The 21308-nt window shown below is 72.8% G+C and carries 16 protein-coding genes; 12 read left to right on the top strand and 4 right to left on the bottom strand.

The window, feature by feature from the left end:
* Nucleotides 1–23: 23 nt before the first annotated feature.
* Nucleotides 24–494 carry an SET domain-containing protein-lysine N-methyltransferase gene (locus VF746_28590; GenBank protein HEX8696411.1) on the bottom strand — a complete coding sequence of 157 codons (471 nt, stop codon included), beginning with the start codon at nt 492–494 and terminating at the stop codon, nt 24–26.
* 203 nt (nt 495–697) lie between these two features.
* On the opposite strand from VF746_28590, the gene VF746_28585 reads away from it, so the two are divergent.
* The 8 genes from VF746_28585 (at nt 698) to VF746_28550 (ending at nt 11266) form a co-directional block, all read left to right on the top strand.
* Nucleotides 698–1981, top strand: coding sequence for a hypothetical protein (locus VF746_28585; GenBank protein ID HEX8696410.1), 1284 nt, complete (start codon nt 698–700; stop codon nt 1979–1981).
* A 417-nt stretch (nt 1982–2398) separates the two neighbouring features.
* Nucleotides 2399–4108 carry an ATP-binding protein gene (locus tag VF746_28580; GenBank protein ID HEX8696409.1) on the top strand — a complete coding sequence of 570 codons (1710 nt, stop codon included), beginning with the start codon at nt 2399–2401 and terminating at the stop codon, nt 4106–4108.
* Complete coding sequence (locus VF746_28575; GenBank protein ID HEX8696408.1) at nt 4105–5472, top strand: sigma-54 dependent transcriptional regulator; 1368 nt, start codon at nt 4105–4107, stop codon at nt 5470–5472. The genes VF746_28580 and VF746_28575 overlap by 4 nt, the downstream gene beginning before the upstream one ends.
* A gap of 675 nt (nt 5473–6147) precedes the next feature.
* On the top strand, nt 6148–8928 hold the full coding sequence (locus VF746_28570) for a hypothetical protein (protein HEX8696407.1): 2781 nt from the start codon (nt 6148–6150) through the stop codon (nt 8926–8928).
* A gap of 318 nt (nt 8929–9246) precedes the next feature.
* A complete protein-coding gene (locus VF746_28565) occupies nt 9247–9861 on the top strand; it encodes a response regulator (GenBank protein HEX8696406.1) in 615 nt (204 codons plus the stop codon).
* Between the two features lie 7 nt (nt 9862–9868).
* Nucleotides 9869–10429 (top strand): hypothetical protein, encoded by a 561-nt coding sequence (locus VF746_28560; GenBank protein ID HEX8696405.1) that lies wholly within the window; start codon nt 9869–9871, stop codon nt 10427–10429.
* A gap of 97 nt (nt 10430–10526) precedes the next feature.
* Complete coding sequence (locus VF746_28555) at nt 10527–10898, top strand: hypothetical protein (protein ID HEX8696404.1); 372 nt, start codon at nt 10527–10529, stop codon at nt 10896–10898.
* Nucleotides 10899–11077: 179 nt separating this feature from the next.
* Entirely contained in the window at nt 11078–11266 is a 189-nt protein-coding gene (locus VF746_28550) for a hypothetical protein (GenBank protein HEX8696403.1), read from the top strand.
* Between the two features lie 232 nt (nt 11267–11498).
* Here the strand turns inward: VF746_28550 and VF746_28545 are convergent, their stop codons facing one another.
* The 3 genes from VF746_28545 to VF746_28535 all read right to left on the bottom strand — a co-directional run bounded on the left by VF746_28545 (nt 11499) and on the right by VF746_28535 (nt 16475).
* Nucleotides 11499–13172 (bottom strand): amidohydrolase family protein, encoded by a 1674-nt coding sequence (locus tag VF746_28545; GenBank protein HEX8696402.1) that lies wholly within the window; start codon nt 13170–13172, stop codon nt 11499–11501.
* A 336-nt stretch (nt 13173–13508) separates the two neighbouring features.
* The gene (locus tag VF746_28540; protein ID HEX8696401.1) at nt 13509–14861 is read right to left on the bottom strand and encodes a TldD/PmbA family protein; all 1353 of its coding nucleotides are present in this window, start codon (nt 14859–14861) and stop codon (nt 13509–13511) included.
* A gap of 6 nt (nt 14862–14867) precedes the next feature.
* Nucleotides 14868–16475, bottom strand: a complete 1608-nt coding sequence (locus VF746_28535) for a TldD/PmbA family protein (GenBank protein HEX8696400.1) — start codon at nt 16473–16475, stop codon at nt 14868–14870.
* Between the two features lie 104 nt (nt 16476–16579).
* On the opposite strand from VF746_28535, the gene VF746_28530 reads away from it, so the two are divergent.
* The 4 genes from VF746_28530 to VF746_28515 all read left to right on the top strand — a co-directional run bounded on the left by VF746_28530 (nt 16580) and on the right by VF746_28515 (nt 21156).
* Entirely contained in the window at nt 16580–17932 is a 1353-nt protein-coding gene (locus VF746_28530; GenBank protein ID HEX8696399.1) for an FAD-dependent oxidoreductase, read from the top strand.
* Nucleotides 17933–18148: 216 nt separating this feature from the next.
* A complete protein-coding gene (locus tag VF746_28525; protein HEX8696398.1) occupies nt 18149–18808 on the top strand; it encodes a TonB family protein in 660 nt (219 codons plus the stop codon).
* 438 nt (nt 18809–19246) lie between these two features.
* Nucleotides 19247–19945: a hypothetical protein gene (locus VF746_28520; protein HEX8696397.1), complete on the top strand. Its 699-nt coding sequence runs from the start codon at nt 19247–19249 to the stop codon at nt 19943–19945.
* 32 nt (nt 19946–19977) lie between these two features.
* Nucleotides 19978–21156 (top strand): threonine synthase, encoded by a 1179-nt coding sequence (locus VF746_28515; GenBank protein HEX8696396.1) that lies wholly within the window; start codon nt 19978–19980, stop codon nt 21154–21156.
* Nucleotides 21157–21308: the final 152 nt, after the last annotated feature.

Here is a 21308-nt window from a genome sequence, read left to right as displayed (position 1 = left end):
CCTTGCCGTCGTTCGATCGTGTGTCAGCGCCGTCTCTTCCGGACGAGGGTGCCGCGGCAGCCGGCGGCGCCGCAGTGGCAGGGGTAGCGGCGCTTGACGGCCGGCGTGACCCGCCCCGGGACGATGAAGTGGTAGTCGTAGGTGAGCTCTTCGCCCGGCTGGATGTCGCGGACGGCGTCGATGTAGATGCGGCGGTCCTCGATCACCGACTCGCAGTTGGGGTCGCACGAGTGGTTGATCCAGCGGGAGATGTTCCCCCCCACCCCGCCGTCCACCAGCAGGTCGTCCTCCACCGTGAACAGCAGCGTGTGGTAGGGGGCGGAGTCGTCCCACGGGTAGCGCCGGTCGCCCTCCTCCTGCGTGATCCGCTCGCCCACGTACTCGATCAGCCGGGTGCCCGCCGGGATGGGCTCCCGCGCGAAGACCCCCCGCCCGTGGATCCCCGACCTGCGCAGCGCCAGGCGCTCGCGTACGCGGAAGCTCTTCCTCGGCATGAGTGCAATCCGGTAGGATCTGGAATCTGACGGGAGGGCGAACCGTCCCGCAACACCCGCGGAACACGATTGCCCCAGCACATTCGAGGCCCCGCGGCGGGCAGCGGCCGCCGTTCCGGCGGCCCGCACGGTTGTCTGCCCGCGGACGCGGCGCCATCTTGCTCCCCGGGTTCCGTCCTCCCCGCCCGCCACGCCGCCGACCGATGCCCGCCTCCCTGCACTGCCCCACCTGCTCCGCGCCCCTCGACCTGCCGCCGGCCGGCGAGACGCGGGTGAAGTGCCCCTACTGCGGGGCCGCCGTCCTGCTGTCCGAGGCAGGGGCCGGGCACCCCCGCGGCGTTGCCCCGGACACGACCGCGGAGATCGTGCGGCTGCTGCGCGCCGGGCAGTGGCTCCCCGCCATACAGCTGTACCGCGAGCGCACGGGCGTGGGGCTCAAGGAGGCGAAGGAGGCGGTCGAGCGGATCGCCGCCGCGCAGCCACCGGGCTCCGTGCCGCGTCCCCCGAACGCGAGGGTGCTCGTCGGCTGCGCGCTCTTCCTGCTGGTGCTGGCGGGCGCGGGCGCCCTGCTGCCGCTGATGCTGCTCCGGCGAGAGTCGGCGCCCGCCGGGGAGGGCGCGGCACCCGTGGCCGAGCGCGGCGCGTCCTCGCCCGCGCGCCCGGGAGCACGCGCGGCGGAAGAGAGCGGGCTGGCGGAGCGGGTGCTGGCGTTCGGCGGCAAGGGGACCGGCGCGGGGCGCTTCACCGACGCCCGCGGCGTGGCGGTGGACGGGCAGGGGCGGGTGTACGTGGCCGAGTACCAGGGCGGGCGCGTGCAGGTGTTCGACTCGCTCGGCACCTTCGTCACCCAGTGGATGGCGGACCCGAAGATGCCGCTGGTGGACCTGGCGGCCGACCGCGGCGGCACCGTGTACGTGGTGCAGTCGGGGCGCATCCGGCGCTACGAGGGAGCCACCGGCCGCCTGCTCGGCGAGGTCGGGCGGCGGCAGCGCAGCGCCACGTACTCCGACGTGGCGCTCGCGCTGGACGGCACCCTGTACGCCGTCGAGTGGCCGTCGAGCATCGTCCAGCTCGGCCCCGGCGGCCGCGTGCTCCGCACCATCGACGCCCACGCGGCCATCGGCGATCAGGCGTCGCCCGCGCGGCTGGCGGTCGCCGGCACGGGCGACCTCTACGTGCTGGACCAGTGGACGGGCGAGGTGTACCGGCTGGACCCGAGCGGCCGCTTCGTGGACCGCTTCGGCGGGAAGGGCGGCGACGGCCCCGAGCAGCTGCGCTCCCCGAACGACCTCGCGCTCGACGGGCGGGGGCGCGTGTACGTGAGCGACCTGGGCCGGGCGATCCGCGTCTTCACCCCCGAGGGCCACCTCGTCGGCGACGTCGGCGGCAGGGGGGTCGTCTTCGGCATGGCGATCACCGACCGCGACGAGCTCTACGCCGCCTACCGCAACGACCACCAGATCGTGAAGTTCCGGATCAGGGAGTGAAATCCAATCAGACACGTATGGATCTGACGCCAATCGGAAAGGACGAGCAGCGAGTGAGCCAGACCTTACACTTCGATCGTCTGCAGGCCATGATCCGGAGCCCGCTGGTTCCTGAAGGCTCTGCTCTGTACAGCAGGCTCTACCGCGCGAAGGTTCCGGGCGGGTGGCTGATTGTTGCAGACCAATGTGATGGTGCTGGGTTAACGTTTCTCCCTGATCCCGAGCACACCTGGAACGGTGGCTCCCTTCCTTGAAAACGTGGAGACGGCCAGCTAAGGCCAGCGGGCGCCCACCTTGACATCCGGCCCCCGCGCACCGACAATACGCCCCAACGTTTTACGTCCCATCCCTCCCGTCGCACAACCCGATGACCCCGTTCCCGGGCCGCGCCACTCGCGCGCGGCCGCGCCGAAGCCCGTGCAGCGGAGCGCCGAGGTGGTGACCGGCCGCATCTCCGGCGGCAGCCTCCCCGAGCCGCGGCGCGTGCTGTCGTGGGAGTACCTGGGGCGCCTGGCGCTCGCCACCGGGATCTTCGTGGCCGCCGCCTGGGCGTGGAAGGAGGCGCCGCCCGCCACCACGCTGGCCACCACGCTGCTCACGGCGACCGTCTACGCCGTCACCGTCTTCTCCTTCTGGTACACGCACCTGGCGCGGCGCGAGCCCGGGCGCGGCTACCTCTTCGCCCAGGTGCTCTTCGACGTGCTCCTGGTGACCGCCGTCGTCCACCTCACCGGCGGCCGGGAGAGCAGCTTCGCCCCGCTCTACGTGCTGGTGATCGTGGCCGGGGCGGTGCTGCTGCCGATGCTGGGCGGCATCGTGATCGGCGTGCTGGCCAGCATCCTCTACTTCGCCGACGTGGCGCTCTCGGCGCACGGGATGGACCCCGGCGTGCTGCTGCAGTGCGCGCTCTTCGGCGCCGTGGCGCTGGTCACCGGCTACATCGGCGACCGGCTGCGGCAGACCGGCGCCGTGCTGGGCGAGGTGGAGACCGAGCTGAGGCAGCTGAAGCTCGACACCGACGACGTGCTGGCCGGCATCGCCACGGGGCTGCTGACCGTGGACGGCGAGGGGCGGCTGGCGTACATGAACCCCGCCGGGGCGGAGCTCCTCGACATCGACTCCGACGCCTGGATCGGCCGGCCCGTGCTGGAGGCGCTCGACCGCGCCGCGCCGGGGCTGGGGCGGGTGATCCGCGCCACCCGCGAGAACCACGAGCCGGTGCGGCGCTGGGAGACCGGCGAGCGCGCCGACGGCACCGTGCTGGGCGTCTCCACCACGCTGCTGGAGCGCACCGACCCGCCCTCGGTCACCGCCATCTTCCAGGACATCACCGAGCGCAAGCGCCTGGACGCGCTGCGCCGCCGCGCCGAGCGGCTGGAGGCCGTGGCCGAGCTCTCGGCATCGCTGGCGCACGAGATCAAGAACCCGCTGGCCTCCATCCGCAGCGCCACCGAGCAGCTCTCCGGCAACGGGATGCAGCCCGAAGACCGGCAGCTGCTGCAGGAGCTGGTGGTGCGCGAGAGCGACCGGCTGTCGCGGCTGCTCACCGAGTTCCTGGACTTCGCCCGCGTGAAGGTGCGCACCCCGGCGCCGCTCTACGTGCCCTCGCTCGTCAAGCACGCGGTGGACCTGGTGCGCGCCCACCCGCAGGCCGAGGGGATGGACGTCCGCTTCCAGGTGGACGAGAGCGCCGCCGCCGCCGTGGTGCAGGGCGACGAGGACCTGCTGCACCGCGCGGTGCTGAACCTGGGGCTGAACGCCGTGCAGTGGGCGGGCCCCGGGGGGCGCGTGGCCGTGGAGATGGACCTGGTGGAGTCGGAGATCCTCTCCGCCGCGCTCGCCTACACCCGGGCCGTACGCATCCGCGTCTCCGACAGCGGCCCCGGCGTGCCGGCCGAGCACGCCGAGCACGTCTTCGACCCCGTCTTCACCGCGCGCCCCGGCGGCACGGGGCTGGGCCTCGCCCTGGTGCAGCGCGCGGCCGAGGCGCACGGGGGCGCCGTGTTCGTCGACGAGCCGCTCCCCGGCTGGGGGAGCACCTTCACGCTGTACCTGCGCGCGGCCGCCGCGGACGATCACGACGTCCCGGCCGCCGCCACGACCCAGAGGCAAGAGGCCACCACGTGAGCGAGCCCAAGATCCTGATCGTAGACGACGAGACGGCGATCCTGGACACCCTGCGCATCCTGCTGCGGCGCGAGGGCTTCCAGGTGGAGACGGCGGTGGGGGGGCAGCAGGGGATCGACCGCATGCACGAGGTGCGCCCCGACGTGCTCCTCTCCGACGTGCGCATGCCGGGCGTGGGCGGGCTGGAGGTGCTGCTGGCCGCCAAGGAGCTCGACCCCTCCATGCCGGTGATCCTGATGACGGCGCAGGCGTCGCTGCAGACGGCGATCCGCGCGGTCAACGAGGGCGCCTTCTACTACATCCAGAAGCCGTTCGCCAACGACGAGCTGGTGGCCATCTGCCGCCGCGCCGCCGAGAGCCGGCAGCTGAAGCGCGAGAACCAGGCGCTCAAGACCGAGATCCGCCGCCGCGACCGCACCGACGCCGCCCGCCCCACCGGCAAGGCCAAGAAGTTCCTGGACGTGCTGAAGCTGGCCGAGACCGCGGGGCCCACCGACTCCACGGTGCTCATCTCCGGCGAGAGCGGCACCGGCAAGGAGGTGCTGGCGCGCTTCATCCACGAGCTGTCGGGGCGCGCCGACGGGCCGTTCGTCTCCATCAACTGCGGCGCGCTCCCCGAGAACCTGCTGGAGAGCGAGCTGTTCGGGCACGTGCGCGGCTCCTTCACCGGCGCCGTGCGCGACAAGCAGGGGCTCTTCGTCGCCGCCAAGGGAGGCACCTTCTTCCTGGACGAGGTGGGCGAGATGTCGCCCGCCACCCAGGTGAAGCTCCTGCGCGTGCTGCAGGAGCGCGAGGTGATCCCGGTGGGCGCCACCGAGCCGGTGCCGGTGGACGTGCGCATCATCGCCGCCACCAACCGCGACCTGGAGGAGGAGATCCGCCGCGGCGGCTTCCGCAGCGACCTGTACTACCGCCTGAACGTCATCACCCTGCACCTGCCGCCGCTGCGCGAGCGCCCCGACGACGTGCCGCTCCTGGCCGAGTACTTCCTCAAGCGCTTCTCCGAGGGGCGCGGCAGGGAGCTGCGCCTCGCCCCCGAGACGCTGCAGGAGCTGCAGGCGTACGACTGGCCGGGGAACGTGCGCGAGCTGGAGAACGCGCTGGAGCGCGCCGCGGTGATGACCCCCGACGGCGAGATCCTCCCCTCCGCGCTGCCGTCGCGCATCACCGAGCGCGCGCCGCAGCCGCTGGTGCAGGCGAGCCTGCCGCCCAACCCCACGCTGGAGATCATCGAGCGCGCCTACATCCACTGGGTGCTGCACGCCGAGGGCGGCAACAAGACCCGCGCCGCCGAGGTGCTCGGCATCGACCCGTCGACGCTCTACCGCAAGCTGCTGCGCTACGGGATGGAGACGGCGCAGTAAAACCGAAGTGCGTCAGTGCGTGAGTGCGTGAGTGCGAAAGCAATCGAACGGTGGTTGCTTTCGCACTTTCGCATGTCATCCCGGTTCCGGTGGATCAGTGTGCATTCCGCTCCACTGATGATGTCATTCCGAGGAGGAACGACGAGGAATCCAGCCGACCCCGGCAGAGGGCTGCCACCTCGCGCAGTCGGTTCCGGCGGAAAGCGGCTCGAGCCGAACAGCGGAGCTTCCAGCGGCGTCGGTTAGATTCCTCGGTCGCCTTTCCCTTTCGCCCGTGCGCAGGCGATGGAGCGCGGCTCCCTCGGAATGACATGCACAATGCTTTTTCGAGAGCTGGTATCGGTTCTGGATGCCCCCTTCCGCGGCACTCCGCCGGCTCCCGGGAGCGATCCCGCCTCGCCCACCCCGCCCGCGGCCATCGACGCCGCTTCGGCCGACGAAGGCTCCGTGCCGGGCGGCACTGGGCCATGGCTGTCCCTCGCCAGCTCCGGCTGGGGCGCGCGCGCCCCACGGCGGCGGACCGCCGGTCTGCGGTGGGAGATCGTGTAGCGCCGCTGCCGGAGCCGAGTTGGAGAGAATGCGCCAGACAGATGAAGCCGGGTGTGATTGTTGCCCCAACGCAGCGCTCGACTGGCCAATTTTATATGGATCACCCGGAAAATGAGGAGGCGGATCATGAACCCAGGCAAGCTCGCCGGTTTCGCCGCGGTCCTGCTCGCGTGTTCGGCGTGCTCGGGGCCTTCGCTGGCTCCGGCGGCCGTCGGCTTCCAGGATCCGGACCGTGACCAGGAGAACCTGAAGCACGAGATCCAGGCGGAGCCGATTCCCATCACGGGGCGGCTCCAGTTCGATCCTTCCCGCCTCCCCGACGGGGCGCGCGGCAAGTTCCCGTCGTTCGACGGCGACAACTTCATCGTGAACCTCCCGCCGCGCACCGCTCCCCCGCTCACGGCCCGGGAGGTGTTCGACCGCACCGTCGCGCCGCTCCTGCGGGCGATGGGGTACGGGGAGCGCATCCGCGAGATCGGGCTGCCGCTCGCGCGGCCGCAGGGCGAGACCCTTCCCACGCCGAACCTTTCCGGACTGGCCGGCGAGACCTGCAAGGAGGTGGAGGGAGACCGCTACCGGCGGTTCCACGCCGTCTGCCAGGCGATGATCGAGGGAAGGTCGAACCCCGTCGCCGAGCGCGTCTTCCAGCTCGCCTACGGGATGAGCTTCGCCCAGTTCAAGGCCGACATCGAACGCCCCCGGATCCAGTACGTCTTCACGCAGCGCGTCGACAGCATCCCCATCGAGCACGTCAGCGTCATCGCCGCGCGGTGGGAGGGGGAGACCGTCACGAGCGTCCACGGCGCCGTCCTGAACCGCTACCGGATCACCAACGCGGTCGAGCTGCCGCCCCGGGAGGCGGTCGAGCGGGGCCAGGCGCAGGTGCTCCGGCTCCGCGGGATCAGCCAGCGCCTCCCGGAGCTCCGGCGCTCGCCCGCCGTCCTGGTCCTCCTCCCCTACGGCGCGGCGCGGGCCGACGACGGGAGCCAGGTGATCGGCCTGCGCTACGCCTACCGCACGCTGCTCTTCGCGCTTCCCGCGGACGCACCGCAGCCGGGAAATCTGCTGAGCTGGATGGCGTGGATCGACGCGCGGGACGGCCGGCTGCTGGAGCTCGCTCCGCAGTTCGACAACGTCTCCGCGTCGGGCGCTTCGTGGCGGCGCGACCCGAACACGCCGACGCAGACGCGCTCCTTCCAGGTGGACGGGGCCAGCGGCGGCCAGTACGTCCTCAGCCGCAGCGGGGTGTTCAACCGCTTCGACCGGTTCGGCGACGGCGACTTCGACGACGGCGAGGTGAGCATCCCGGCCGGCAGCGCCACCTTCGCGAACTTCAACCAGAGCCCGCTGAACGACGCGGCGAACGCGCTCTGCTCCAACGGCGGCAACAACACCTTCCGGCAGGTCAACGCCTACGCCCACCTGCACAGCTACCGCGAGACGCTGATGAACGCGGGAACGTTCCCGACCTTCCCGGAGGCGGCGACCACCGTCTGGACGGACCACAGCGGGTCCAACTCCGCCCTTTACGACGCCTTCGGCGGCAGCGGGACCTCCAGGCTGAGGCTGGCCCTGGGGACCGGCTTCTCGGCGGCGTCCTGCCCGGACGTCCCGGGCGGCTTCCTCGGCCCGGTCCCGCCGGGGATGACCGACCCGGCGGTCCTGCCGGGCACGACCGATCCGACGAGCATGACCCACGAGTTCGCCCACATCAGCACTCCGCGCCTGCAGGAGCGCCGGCCGGACGACTGGTGCGGCGCGTCTCCCTGCCCGATGCCCACCCCCTCCGCCCACGACAGGTTCCACGACTTCGCCGACGCCTGGGCGCAGGCCTACGCGTCGACGCCCTGCCAGGCCGGGTGGTCGCGCAAGAACGGCGGCGGCGCCGACGCGGCGGAGAACTGCGCCACCCACGACGAAGACGGGTATCTTCCGCGCCTGTCGAGCATCGGCGAGCCGTTCTCCCCCGCGTCCGTGCAGGACCACTTCCCGGAGCGGCGGGCGACCCTCACCGGCGACTACGCGGACATGCAGATCGTCACCACGGCGATGTGGCTGACGCGCCAGGGAATGCGCAGCAAGTGCCTCCCCTCGGGGACGCCGCAGTACTGGGTGCGCATCAACCGCGCGCTCTACAACTACGGGTTCCTGAGCAACACGTGCGTCGGCACCTGCGACCGCGACATCTACCGCTACGCGCAGGACATGCTCCGGCAGATGGCCCAGCAGTGGGCCACCGCCGGGCAGCCGGGAGGGCCGCCGGGGTTCGCCCACAACGGCGCCCACACCACCAACAAGCTCCTCAGCGGCTGGGCGCGCGTCGGCGTCTTCCTGATCCCGCCCAGCTGCATCGACGGCGACGCCGCCACCGGCGATCCGACCTTCTGCCCCGCGGCCGGCGGCGGCGAGATGGGCGGCGACGCGATCGTCGACGTGTTCGACAACGACGCCGGCGACGACAACACGATCGACCAGATCGTCCACCCGGAGTTCGACTACGCGCAGCGGGGCGACGCTCCGCCGACGTTCCGCGTCTGGACGGGACCGCGCTACAGGTTCAACGCGTCGGGCGTGGCGAGCTCGTTTTCCCCGTCGGCCGCGACGCCTTCGCCCTGCCACACCCAGTACCAGGTGGAGCTCTCCGGCACGCCCGCGTTCGCGAGCGTCGTGGGCAGCGGGTGGCAGACGGTGTCGGCCACGGCGCAGCCGCAGTGCTACGGCACCTGGACCCCGAGCGCCGCCGACTGGACGGCCCTCGGCGGGGCGAGCGGCGACGTGAAGGTCTACTACCGGGTCCGCACCCGCGACGCCGGGGGAATGAACGAGAAGGTCTCCACGCAGCCGGGGAGCGGCTCGTACACCGTGCCGCCCGCGTACGTGGTGGTGAACAACGCGGGCCAGCCGTGAGGCTCCCCCGCGCGGACAGGCGGGCGCGCCCGATTCCCTTCGGCGGACCCGGGGGAGACTCGCCCGCCGGCCCGCCGTTCCGACCCTCTTCCACGCCGGCCCGCCGGGGCCCGGCGGGCCGGCGTGGAGGCTCCCCTGCACCGATCTTTTTCCCCCGCAACACCTTGCGCGCGAGGCTCCGGCGATGCCCGCGCACCGGTACGGAATCTGCCCATCCGCGTGACCAGCTCCAGCGCCGGTGTGCCGGCGGAAGGAGCGACGGGACCGCCGCTGGTTCCGCCCTGCAGGAAGGCTGCGTCCGGGTGCGGGAGGTGGCAGATGCGGATCCTGGTGGCCGACGACGAGCAGGCGAGCGCGCAGGCGCTCAAGGTGTTCCTGGAAGACCACGGGCACCAGGTGATCGGCCCCGCACCCGACGGCGCCGAGGCCGTGCGCCTGGCCTACCGCGAGCACCCCGACCTGGCGATCCTCGACATCGACATGCCGCGCATGACGGGGCTGGAGGCCATCGACCAGATCACCCGCACGCGCCCGATCCCCATCATCGTGCTGACGGCGCACACCGACCCCGAGTACCTGGACCGCGCCGCCGAGCTCCCGGTGTTCAACTACCTCACCAAGCCCGCGGGCCAGGCCGAGCTGGTCCCCGCCATCCGCCTGGCCAGCGCCCGCTTCGAGGAGTGGTCGCGCCTCAGCGGGCAGGTGAGCGAGCTGTCGCGCAAGATCGAGGAGCGCAAGACCATCGAGCGCGCCAAGGGGATCCTGATGGAGATCCGGGGGGTCGCCGAGGGCGAGGCGTACCGCCTGCTGCAGCGCGAGAGCCAGCAGCGCGGCAAGGCGATGATCGAGATCGCCCGGGCCGTGGTGGCCACGCAGGGCGTCTTCCGCCGCGCCGCGCGCCCGGCCGGCTCCGACACCGCCGCGGACGCCTGAGCGATCCGTGACGCCTCCCGTCCCGCGCCGCCGGCTGGAGCTGGTCCCGGTCGGCGGCGTTCCCACGTCCCTCGTCGAGCGGCTGCGCCCGGAGCTGGAGGCGCGGCTCGGCGTGGACCCGGTGGTCGCCGCCCCGCTCCCGGTCGCGGCGGAGTGGGTGGACGCGAAGGGCCGGGTGCGCTCGGACGCGGTGGTCGACGCGTTGCTGGCTCGGGCGGACGCGGAGGGGCGCGGGGGGCTCCGGCTGGCGCTGGCGGACGCGGAGCTCGTGGCGCCGGGGGAGGGGCGCGTCTTCGGCGAGGCGGCGGTGGGGGGCGGGTGCGCGGTGGTGGGGCTCGCGGCGCTGAAGCCCGCAAAGCCGGATGATTCCTCGCTTTACCTCGACCGCGCGGTCAAGGAGGCGGTGCACGAGCTGGCGCACGCGGCGGGGCTGGAGCACTGCGCGGACCCGTCGTGCGTCATGTACCCCTCGCGCGACATTGAGGACACGGACCGCAAAGGCCGCGACTTCTGCGCGGGGTGCCGCGAGCTCTTTTCGCACGCAACCCTTGATGCCGCGCGCACCTGACGTTACCTTGCGGCCATCCGCCGGCATGACCCCTCAATCACCCCAGCGCACTATTGCACCGGACCACGCGCGCGATCCGCATCGCGGAGGCACGTCCATGAGCGCACCGTCGCACCGCTCGCTCCGCCGCGCCTACCTGGACTGGGTGGAGGCGCAGGTGGAGGAGTACAAGGAATCCATACCGCGCTCGCACCTCCTCTCCATTGCGGACCAGGTGGTCAGTGAGCTGCGCGTGACCCGCGGCGGGCAGTACCAGCTCACCGAGATCCTGCTCTGCGCGGCGGTGGACCGCTACCTGGTGCGCATGCTCAAGCTCCCCGGCTACCGCGCCTGGGCCGCCCAGCGCCGCGCCGAGATGGAGGCGCGCTCGCCGCTGGTGATCCCCCTGCGCGAGCTCTCCCCGGCCCCGGCCGCCGTGCCCGCCGCGGGAGCCGTGGACGAGCCGGGGCGCGTCGCCTGTGTCGTTTGAACACGCCCGCGTGATCTCCTTTTGACACAGCCCCGGCGCGGCGCGCCCGCACCGCCCCTCCCAAAACACGATCCGGCAGCAGCTTACGGTTGTGGCCGTTCCGGTACGGGTCGTGCCTGCACCCGGGCGGGCGCCGTTCCGCGCGCCGGGGGCACCACGAGACACTGGGCGACGAACTGATGCGCGAATCCAACGACGCGGCCGGCGACCTGCCCGCCGAAGACGATGCGACGGCGGTGGGGATCGTGGTGCAGGACGGCGCGGCGCCGGCCGCGAACCCGCACCTGGCCTTCGTGTGGGGCCCGCCCGAGGTGAGCCCCGCGCCGTCGCTCCCGTTCGGGCGGTGGAAGACGGGGAAGGCGGCGTAACGGCGGTGCGAAGTGCGAAGTGCGAAGTGCGAAGTACGGAACCTCGAAGGGCGGCGGAGCGATCTGGCTCCGCCGCCCTTCTTTCGTCCGCTCGGCGGCGTCAGGGGATCGTCGGGGGCGAGATCCCGTAACTGCATGTCTCACACGGAGTCAACGGAGAACTGCGGGGTTCTCTGTTGACTCCGTTGACTCCGTGTGAGGCTTTTCGCAGATCGTTCTACCGGATCCGGCATCAGGGGCCGGCGGCCAGGTCCTGCATCGGCACGTACCCGACGGCGCGGGTGGCCCCGAGGCCGGGAGAAACGAGCGCCCACCACTGGCCCGGCGCCACTTCCACCTTCTCCACGACGGTTACCGGGACGCCGGGCGGGAACACGCCCGCCACCGGGGCCGAGAGGTCGGGCCGGGCGTACGCGAAGGTGGACCGCGGCCCCGTGGCGGCGGGCCGGCGGTAGTAGCTCTCGATCCCGGCCAGCCAGGTGAGCGGGCCCGCCTTCGCGGCCAGCACGCCGAAGTACGCGGTGTCGGTGGCCGTGAAGAGCGGGTCCAGGTGGCTGCGCCACGCGAGCACGGTGTCGGCGAACGCCCGCTGCAGCGCGCCCTGCACCGCGGCGAAGGCCGGGCGCGCCGGCGTGGCGGGGGGCGCCAGCGCCTTGGCGCGCCCCAGCAGCGTCCCCACCGTTTCCACCCCGCCGGGGTACAGCGGCTCCAGCACGTCGGCGTCGCCGTACATCGGGCGCCCTCCCACCAGCACGAGCTGCACGTTGCGCTCGGTGGCCTCGATCAGGTTGCGGTACGGGTCCATCCGGATGCGGTCGAGCACCACCAGGTCGGCGGCCTTCCCCGGCGTCACCGTTCCCGCCCAGGCCTGCCACTGCAGCGCCCGCGCCGGGTGCACCGTCACCATGGCCACCAGCAGCGAGTCGGAGAACGGGCGCCCGTGGGCCTGGTTCCACAGGTCCGCCGCCTTCAGCTCGCCCAGCAGGTTCTTGGAGCCCGACGGGCCCCAGTCGCTCCCGAGGGAGACGTTCACCCCCGCGCGCCACACGCTGTCGATGGGCGTGGTGGCGCCGTAGAGCAGCCCGTTGCTGATGGGCGACCAGGTGACGCTCACGCCGCTGTCGGCCCAGGCCCGCAGCTGCGCCACGGGCACCGCCGTGCCGTGGATCACCGTGAGCCGCGGGGAGAGCAGGCCCGACAGGGACAGGCTGTCGGCCTGGCGGACGGAGACCGAGTCGCCGGGCCGCCCCTCGGCCAGGTGCAGGAGCCACGGCGAGAGCGCGGCCAGGCTGTCGTGCTTCGGGCCCAGCACGGCCCCCTGCGGCAGGTCGATGGCCGTGCCCCCCGCGAACCGGTGCCCGTAGTTGGCCGCCTCCACGGCCCGGGCCAGGTCGCCGTCGACCAGCAGGGCGTCCCTGGGGCCCCACCCCTGCAGGGCTGTGGTCCCGCCCGCCAGCGCGCGCACCTCGGCCCACACCGCCATCTGCGTGGAGACGCGCACCGAGTCGCGCAGCCAGCCGTAGGGCCGGGTGATGTAGGTGGCGTAGGCGGGCTCGCCGCGGCGCCACTGGTAGCGGTTGTCGTACCTGCGGGGGGCGTTCCACAGGGGGAGGACGTTGTAGGTGGGGTGGTTGTGCGAGTCGAGCAGCCCCGGGTAGATCACGCCCGTGGTGCCCACCCGGACGGCGCCCGCGGCCTCGGCCGGGGGCGCCCCGGCGCCCACCAGGGCGATGGCGCTGTCGCGCACCAGCACGTAGCCTTCGAAGGGCGGCCGGTCCATGGAGACGACGGTGCCCTGGAGCAGGTATGCGCGCTGCGCGTGCAGGCCGGCCGCGGGCAGCAGCGCCGGGAGCAGCGCCAGGGCGAGGCGCACGAACGGACGGGCGGGGCGGGCGGGAGTCGGCATGGGCGGGCGGAGGACGGGGGGTGAGGCGGTGTCCGCCACCCGGGCGGGCGGCAGACGGAGGCGGATGTCAAGGTAATCTTCGCCATCCGATCGACAAGCATCGCCGTCGCCAAACCGAAGTACGAAGTGCGAGGTGCGAGGTGCGGACCGGGCTCCTGCGCCGGGAGCGAGCCACCGGGAACGCCGAGTAGATCCCTCGGGTCGCTACCGCGCCCCTCGGGATGACGGCGGCGAGGCGCGAGAAAAGGGGCACCCGGCCGGGAATCGGCCGGGTGCCCTCCGTACTTTCGTACTTTCGTACTTTCGTACCCCGTACTTCGTACCCCGTACCGCCGTTCAGACCGCGTCCGACAGCGAGGTGAAGGTGAAGTCGCGCGCCTTGATGGCGGGGACCAGCACGGCGCCGCTGTCGGCCTCGCCCGACTCGCTGGCGCTCACCCGCACCGGCGGGCTCATCGCCTCCACGTTGTTCAGCATGAACACCGGCGACTCGTTCCAGCGCAGGTTCTTCACCGCGGTGGTGATCTGCCCGTTCTCGATCAGGAAGGTGCCGTCGCGGGTGAGGCCGGTGAAGAGGATGGTGCGCGGGTCCACCCCGCGGATGTACCACATGCGCGTCACCAGCAGCCCCCGCTCGGTGGAGCGGATCATCTCCTCCACGCTGGAATTGCCGCCGCTCATCACGTAGCCGTCGGCGAAGCCGGTGGGCTCCTTCCCCTGCTTCTGCGCCCAGAAGCGCGAGTACTGCAGGTTGGCCACCGTGCCGTTCTCGATCCAGCGCATCGGCTTGTTCGGCAGCCCCTGCCCGTTGAACAGCGCCATCGGCGCCTGCGGGTTGGAGGGGTCGGAGACGATGGTCACCCGCGGGTCCATCACCTTCTCGCCGATCTTGTTGCCCCCGCCCTGCTTGGAGAAGAACGAGCGCCCCTCGTCGGCCTGGCGCGCGTCCATCGAGAACATCAGCAGGTTCACCAGGTTGGCGACCGCCGTGGGCTCCAGGATCACCGTCCACTCGCCGGGCTCCACCGCCCGCGGGTTGCGCGACAGCTGCGCCTTGCGGATGGCCCGGTCGCCCAGCTCGGCCGCGTTCAGCCGCGTCCAGTCGTTGGCCGCCGTCCCCGCCCACCCCGAGCCGGTGCCGTCGGGGGTGCGCACCGTGGTGGTCAGGTTCGCGATCGACGCCGTCTGGTAGGCGAAGAGGCCCCGCTTGGTGGCGACCGCCTGCGAGCCCACCAGGATGTCCAGGAACCCGGTGGAGACGAGCCCCGCGCGCTCGGCCGGCCCGGTGATGGCGGTGACCGCCGCCGCGCGCTGCTCGGGGGTGAGGTTGGCCGTGGTCTCGAAGAAGCCGGCCGAGGTCGGGTACTGCTGCGTCCCCAGCTCGCCCAGGTACTCGGGGTCTTCGGGGACCAGGCGCGCCAGCGACTCGCTGGTCTGCACCACCTGGCGCAGCGACGCGTCGTCGAAGCGGTTGGTGGTGGCCGCGGCCACCTTCTTCCCGAAGGCGCTGGTGACGGTCAGGGTGGCGTCGTAGGCGTCGCCCGCGGTGGAGACCTGGTTGCGGGCGAAGCGCGTGTTGCCGCGGGTACCGCTCTGGATGTTCACGCGCGCCTCGTCGGCGGTGGAGAAGCCGAGCACCCGGCGGGCGAGCGCCTCGGCCTCCTCGCGCGAGAAGTACTTGCTGGCCATTGGGTTTCAGCCCCTCCGTCCGGTGTTGATGACGTTGACCTTGCGGAAGCGCGCGGCCGGCGAGCCGTGCGACACGGCGTTGGACTGCGAGGGCTGCCCCTTGCCGTCGAAGAAGGAGCCCCCCACGAACCAGGTGCCCCGCCCGCCCAGGCCATCCATCGAGTTCCAGAACTCGGGGGTGCGCATCTGGTAGGCGACGTCCTTCAGCATCCCCGTGATCCGGCCGTTCTTGATCTCGCGGAACACCTGCCCGCCGAACTGCGCGTTGTAGCGCTGCTGGTCGATGGAGAAGCTCCCGTCGCCGTCGATCAGGATCCCGTCCTGGACGCCGGAGACCAGCTCCTCGACGCTCACGTCGCGCTGCGCGTTGGGCAGCAGGTTCACGTTGGGCATGCGCTGGAACTGCACCACCGACCAGTTCTCGGCGTAGCTGTTGCCGTGCGAGCGCACCGGCCGCCCGCTCTGCCGGTACCAGTCGGACAGCCACGGCGCCTGCTCGCGGGTGGTCTGCAGGTCGTTCAGCATCCCGTTCCTCACGATCAGGTACTCGTCGGGCTTGACCCCCTCGTCGTCGTAGCCCACCGAGGAGAGCCCGCCGGGCATGGAGCGCTCGCCCTGGATGTTCATGAAGTCGGGGCCGTAGCGGAACCTCCCCAGGTAGTCCTGGATCGGCGAGATGAAGCTGGTCCCCGCGTAGTTGCCCTCGAACCCCATGATGCGGTCGAGTTCGGTGGGGTGCGCGATCGACTCGTGGATGGTGAGCCACAGGTGCGTGGGCAGGAGCACCAGGTCGTAGCGCCCCGGCTGCACCGGCTTGGCCGAGAGCTTCTGCACCGCCTCCTCGGCCCAGCGCGGGGCCGTCTCCACCAGCCGGGCGCCCCGCACGTGCTCGTAGCCCAGCCCGCGCGGAGCCACGTCGGTGGACTGGCGCTGCTGGAAGTCGGAGAAGTCGGGCGCCACGGCCGTGATGTTCATCGTGGGCCACGAGCGGAAGAGGGTCTGCTCGATGTAGGACCCTTCCGTGCTGGCGAAGGTCTTCTCCTGCTTGAGGAAGAACATCAGCGAGTTGACGAAGCGCGCCCCCTGCACCTTGAGCGCCGCGTCGTTGGCGGCCAGGAGCAGCGCCACCTTCTCCTCGATCGGGACGGTGAAGGGGTCGACCTCCACCGGCGAGGTCCACTTCGCGTCGCGGTGCACCTCGGCGGGCGCCAGCTCCACCGGGCGCTGCATGGCGCGGGCGTTGGCGCGCGCCTGCTCCACCGCCTGGCGGGCCACGCGCGTCACCTCGTCGGGGGTGAGGTCGCGGCTGGCGGCGAAGCCCCAGGCCCCGCCGGCCAGGACGCGCACCCCGAAGCCGAAGGTGTCGGCGTCGTTGAAGAAGGTGATCTGGCGCTCGCGGGTGCCGAGCGCCTGGTTGCGCGCGCGGGAGATGCGCACGTCGGCGTAAGATGCGCCGGCGCTCCTGGCCGCGTCGAGGGCGCGCATGGCCAGCTCGCGCGTCTGCGGGTCCTGCAACCAGTCCTCGCGCGGCTCGCTCGCCCGGGCCAGCCGCGGCAGCAGGGCCGTGCCCGCCGCCAGCGCGCTGCCTTGCAGGAGGAACTCTCTGCGTTTCATGGGTGCTCCAGGTGGGGAGGTGACGGTGGTACGGCGCAAACTAGAGCGGACGTTCCGGGGCGGCAAGCGCCCGGCGGCGCGCGCGTTGCGTCCGCCGCCCCGCCATGAGCGCGGAGGCGATGCGGGTGGCGGTGGCCGGCGCCGGGCCGGCGGGGCTGGCGGCGGCCTTCCGGCTGGCGCGCGCGGGCGCGCGGGTCACGGTCTTCGAGTCGCGGGGCCGGGTCGGCGGCCGCACCTTCACCGACGAGGTGGGCGGCGTGCGGATCGACGCCGGCGTGCAGCTCTTCTCCTCGGCGTTCCGCTCCTTCCTGCGGCTCCTGCGCGAGGCCGGGGGCGACGGGCTGAGCGCCGAGGCGCCCGGGCGCGACGCGCTCTGGCGCGGGGGGAAGGCGCACGAGGTGGTCTACGGCTCGCCCACCAGCATGCTGGCCTCGGGGGCGCTCCCCTTCACGCTCAAGCTGAGGCTGGGCGCCCACTACCTCCCCTTCCTCTCGCGCCACGCCGAGAGCCTGCGGATGGACGCGCTGGAGCTCGCGGCAGGCGCGGGGCTCGACCGCGAGTCGATCGCCCGCTGGGGCGAGCGCGAGCTGGGGCGCGACTTCGTGGACCTCCTGGCCCACCCCCTCCTGGCCACCCTCTACGGGCTGGCGGCCGAGGAGGCGAGCGCGGGGTTCTACCACGCGCTGGCGCGGCAGGGCACCCACATGCAGGTGCTGGCGCTCCGGGGCGGCGCCGCCGCCTTCTGCGGCCTGCTGGCGCGCGCGGTGGGCCTCTCGGGCGGCGAGGTGCGCCTGGACGCGCCCGTGCGGGCCGTGCGCGCGGACGGGGCGGGGGTCGAGGTCGCGGGCGACGCCGGGTCGGAGCGCTTCGACGCCGCCGTGGTGGCGGTCCCCGCGCCCGCGGCCCGCGAGCTGGCGGGCGGTTGGATGCCGGCGCTGGCGGATTGGTTGGCGGGCGTGGCGGTGCGCCCCACGGCCACGCTGGGGCTGGTCACGGACCGGCCGCTGGGGGTGCGCTGGTTCGGACTCTCCTTCGCCCGCGGCGAGTCGCGCGCGGCGGCGGCCGTTTGCGCGCTGGAGGCCAAGCCGGCCGCCCTGGTGCCGCCGGGGCGGGGCGCACTGGTCGTCTTCCCCCTCCCCGACGCCGGCGCGCGCTGGCTCGGCCTGGCGCCGGAGGAGGCGCTCCGGGCGGCGCTGCCGGACCTGGCGAAGCCGTTCCCCCGCATCGAGTCGATGCTGCAGGCGGTGCGCCTCTACCCGTGGCCGCACGGGTGGACGCTCTTCCGGCCGGGCTCGCTGGAGCACCTGGCCCGCTTCCGCGCCGGGGGCCTGGAGACGGACCCGCGCGTGGCCTTCGCGGGCGACTACCTCTACGCCCCGACGGTGGAGGGCGCGGTGACGGCGGGGCTCCGGGCGGCGGAGCGGATCCTGTCCCGGGCGCAGGCGGCGGCCGGATGAGGATCACGCGGAGTCAGCGGAGAACACCGGCTCCCCCGTTAACTCCGTTGACTCCGTTCACTCCGTGTGAGGCTTTTCCATCTTAATCTCGCACGAATCCCCGGCCGCCAACCAAAGCGCGCGTCCCGGCATCGAATTCGCGGGCGTGGCAGAGCCGCGCCCCCTCGTTCGTTGCAGGGTGCTCGCCCTGAAGTCCCCCCCGCGCGGAGGCCTGCCGTGAGCCTGATCGATTGTCCCGAGTGCGGCCGCCAGATCAGCACCGCCGCCATCGCATGCCCCGGGTGCGGCTACCCGGCCGCCCAGGCGTTCGCGCCGCCGCCCCGCGCCCGCACGGGACCGACGCTCGCGGCCGTGGCGGCGCTCGCGCTCCTCGGAATCGGCGGGGCGACGTGGATGGGCGTGGGCCCCTTCCACGCGCTGCGCCACCACCACTTCCACGGCCGCCACCACGAGCGCACCGTGGAGGTCATCCGCGTCGAGGCCCCGGCGATGCACGTCCCGCCGCCGCCCGAGGTGGTGGTGGCCCCGCCCCTGGTGCGCACGCTGGAGCTCTCCGACGTGGACCTGCCGCCGGAGCTGATGAACCAGGCGGAGGTCATGCGGACGATGCAGCGCGCCTACCCGCCGCTGCTGCGCGACGCGGGCGTGGAGGGCCAGGCGGTGGTGCGCTTCCGCGTGCTGCCGGACGGCCGCGTCGACGCCGGGAGCGTCTCCATCGAGCACGCCACCCACGACGCGTTCGGCCTGGCCGCCCTGCGGGTGGCGCACCGGATGCGCTTCCGCCCCGCGGAGCTCGACGGCGCCGCGGTGAGCGCCTGGGTGGCGCTGCCCCTCTCCTTCCAGCCGATGGGCGACAACGCCGTGGAAGTGTTCTGACCCGACCGGCCCCAACCGTTCGGCGCTCCACCGACGCGGCCCCGGCGCTCCCCGCCGGGGCCGCGTCGCGTTCGGGCGGCAGAGTCGGCATACCGGATCCCACGATCGATCGTGCAACGGGGTGTCATCCTGAGGGAGCCGCTGCGCCGAGCCTGCCCCGGCACCAATGGCTGGGTCAACCATTTACTCGGGAGCGAGTTATGCGCGGACGCTCCCTCAGGATGACCTGCTTCGTATCGCGTGGAATGCACGTCGGTTTCGCCAGGTGGTAGCAGAGAACGACGTGGCATTCTCTGCTGACTCTGCTGCTCTGCGTGAGACATTTCACGTCCCGCTGCCGGGATGTGGCTCGCCGAACGGGCGTCGCATGGCAGGCCGGGCGCGCGGGGGGTAGATTGGCGCGCTCACGACCGACGCCCGCGCGACGACCGAAGGACGATGGACTTCCCCGAGCTGCTGCAGCCCGACCTGTGGTGCCCGCTGGCCGACCGCGAGCGGCGGGAGCTGCTCGCCCGCGCGTTGCTGGCGGAGCTGGAGGGCGCGCCGGGGGTGCGGGGGACGCGCATCGAGGTGGGCCCCGTGGAGCGGCCGTACGACTACACGGCGGTGGCGGAGACCGACGTGGGCGACCTGAAGACCCCGCTCTGGTCGCACGCGCGCGCCACGATCTTCTGCGACCCGTCGATCCACCCGGCCAACCGCGGGCAACTGGCGCCGGGCCCCGAGGTGCGGCGTGCGGCGGAGCGGCTCAGGCGCAGGCTGGCGGTGCCGTTCGCGCTGGAGGCGCGGGGGCTCACGCTGACGCTCGAGCCCGAGCCGGGGGTGGAGCGCACCTGGACGGCCGAGCGCAGCCGCTTCCGCAACCGCACCGCCGTCACGCGCGAGGACGTGGTGACCGCGAAGGCCGCCGACGGCGACGTGCGCGACCTGCTGGCGCACTTCTACACGGGCCCCGCCTTACGCGTGGTGGGCGCGGACGGCGCCGCGTTCCTCCTCCCCGCCGCCAGCGAGGAGGAGGGCCGCCTGGTCACCCTCTGCCTGGCCTGCCATCGTTGGGAGGAGGGCCCGCGCGAGGCCTGCGGCACGTGCGGCGGGCCGGTGGAGACGGTGCTGGCCGCGCGGCCGGCCCGGCGGTGAGGAAAGACTCGACCCCGACGATCGGTTTCGACATGACGGACGTGATCCCCCCCGGCGGCGCCTCGCACCTGGAGTGCACGCGCTGCGGCGCGCGCCACGAGAGCGAGGTGCCGCACCGGCTCTCGCCCTGCTGCGAGAAGCCGCTGTACCCGCGCTACGACCTGGAGGCGGTGGGGCGGCGGCTCCGGCGCGAAGACCTGGCCGGGCGCTCCGCCGACCTCTGGCGCTACGCCGAGCTCCTCCCCGTGCGCGACCCCGCCCACGCCATCCGCCTGGGCGAGGGATGGACGCCGCTGGTCGAGGCGCCCCGGCTGGCGGCGCGGCTCGGCGTCGCCCGGCTCTGGGTCAAGGACGAGGGGCAGAACCCCACCGCCTCGTTCAAGGCGCGCGGGCTCTGCCTGGCCGTCTCGCGCGCGAAGGAGCTGGGGATCACCGAGGTGGCGCTGCCGTCGGCCGGGAACGCGGGGAGCGCCACCGCGGCGTACGCCGCCGCCGCGGGGATGCGCGCCCACGTGGTGGTCCCCCGCGACACTCCCGGGCCGATCCTGGAGGAGATGCGCGCGCTCGGCGCCGATCTGGAGCTGCTGGACGGGCTCATCACCGACTGCGCGGTGCGCGTGGCCGAGGGCGCGCGCGAGCACGGCTGGTTCGACCTCTCCACGCTCAAGGAGCCGTACCGCGTCGAGGGGAAGAAGACGATGGGGTACGAGCTGGCCGAGCAGCTCGGCTGGACGCTCCCCGACGTGATCGTCTACCCCACCGGCGGGGGCACCGGGCTGGTGGGGATGTGGAAGGCGTTCGACGAGATGGAGCGCCTGGGGTGGATCGGGCCCGAGCGCCCGCGGATGGTGTCGGTGCAGGCCGCCGGGTGCGCGCCGATCGTGCGCGCCTGGGAAGAGGGGACGGAGGACGCCGCGCCGTGGGCGGACGCGCACACCTACGCGTCGGGGCTCAGGGTGCCGCGCGCCGTGGGCGACTTCCTGATCCTGGAGGCGGTCCGCGCCTCCGGCGGCGCGGCCGTGGCCGTCGCCGACGAGGAGATGCGCCGCTGGACCCCCGTCGTCGGCGGCGACACCGGGATCTTCTGCGCCCCCGAGGGCGCCGCCACCGCCGCCGCCGTCGCCCGCCTGCGCGAGGCCGGCGCGGTCCGCCCCGAAGACTCCGTCGTCCTCTTCAACACCGGCAGCGGCCTCAAGTACGTCGGGATGTAGGTCGGGACCACGCGGCGTCGGTTAGGGCTGCGGTTCGTGCTCTGCTGACTCTGCTGCTCTGCGCGATACCAGATTCCGCAACCGATTGTGCAAAAGGATGTCATCCTGAAGGAGCCGCTGCGCCGAACCTGCCCCGGAACCGATGTCTGGCG

Origin of the sequence: Longimicrobium sp., assembly GCA_036389795.1 — a bacterium.
Lineage (GTDB): Bacteria > Gemmatimonadota > Gemmatimonadetes > Longimicrobiales > Longimicrobiaceae > Longimicrobium.
The sequence above is the reverse complement of the archived record's forward strand: the minus strand, read 5'-3'. Positions and strand labels throughout refer to the sequence as shown.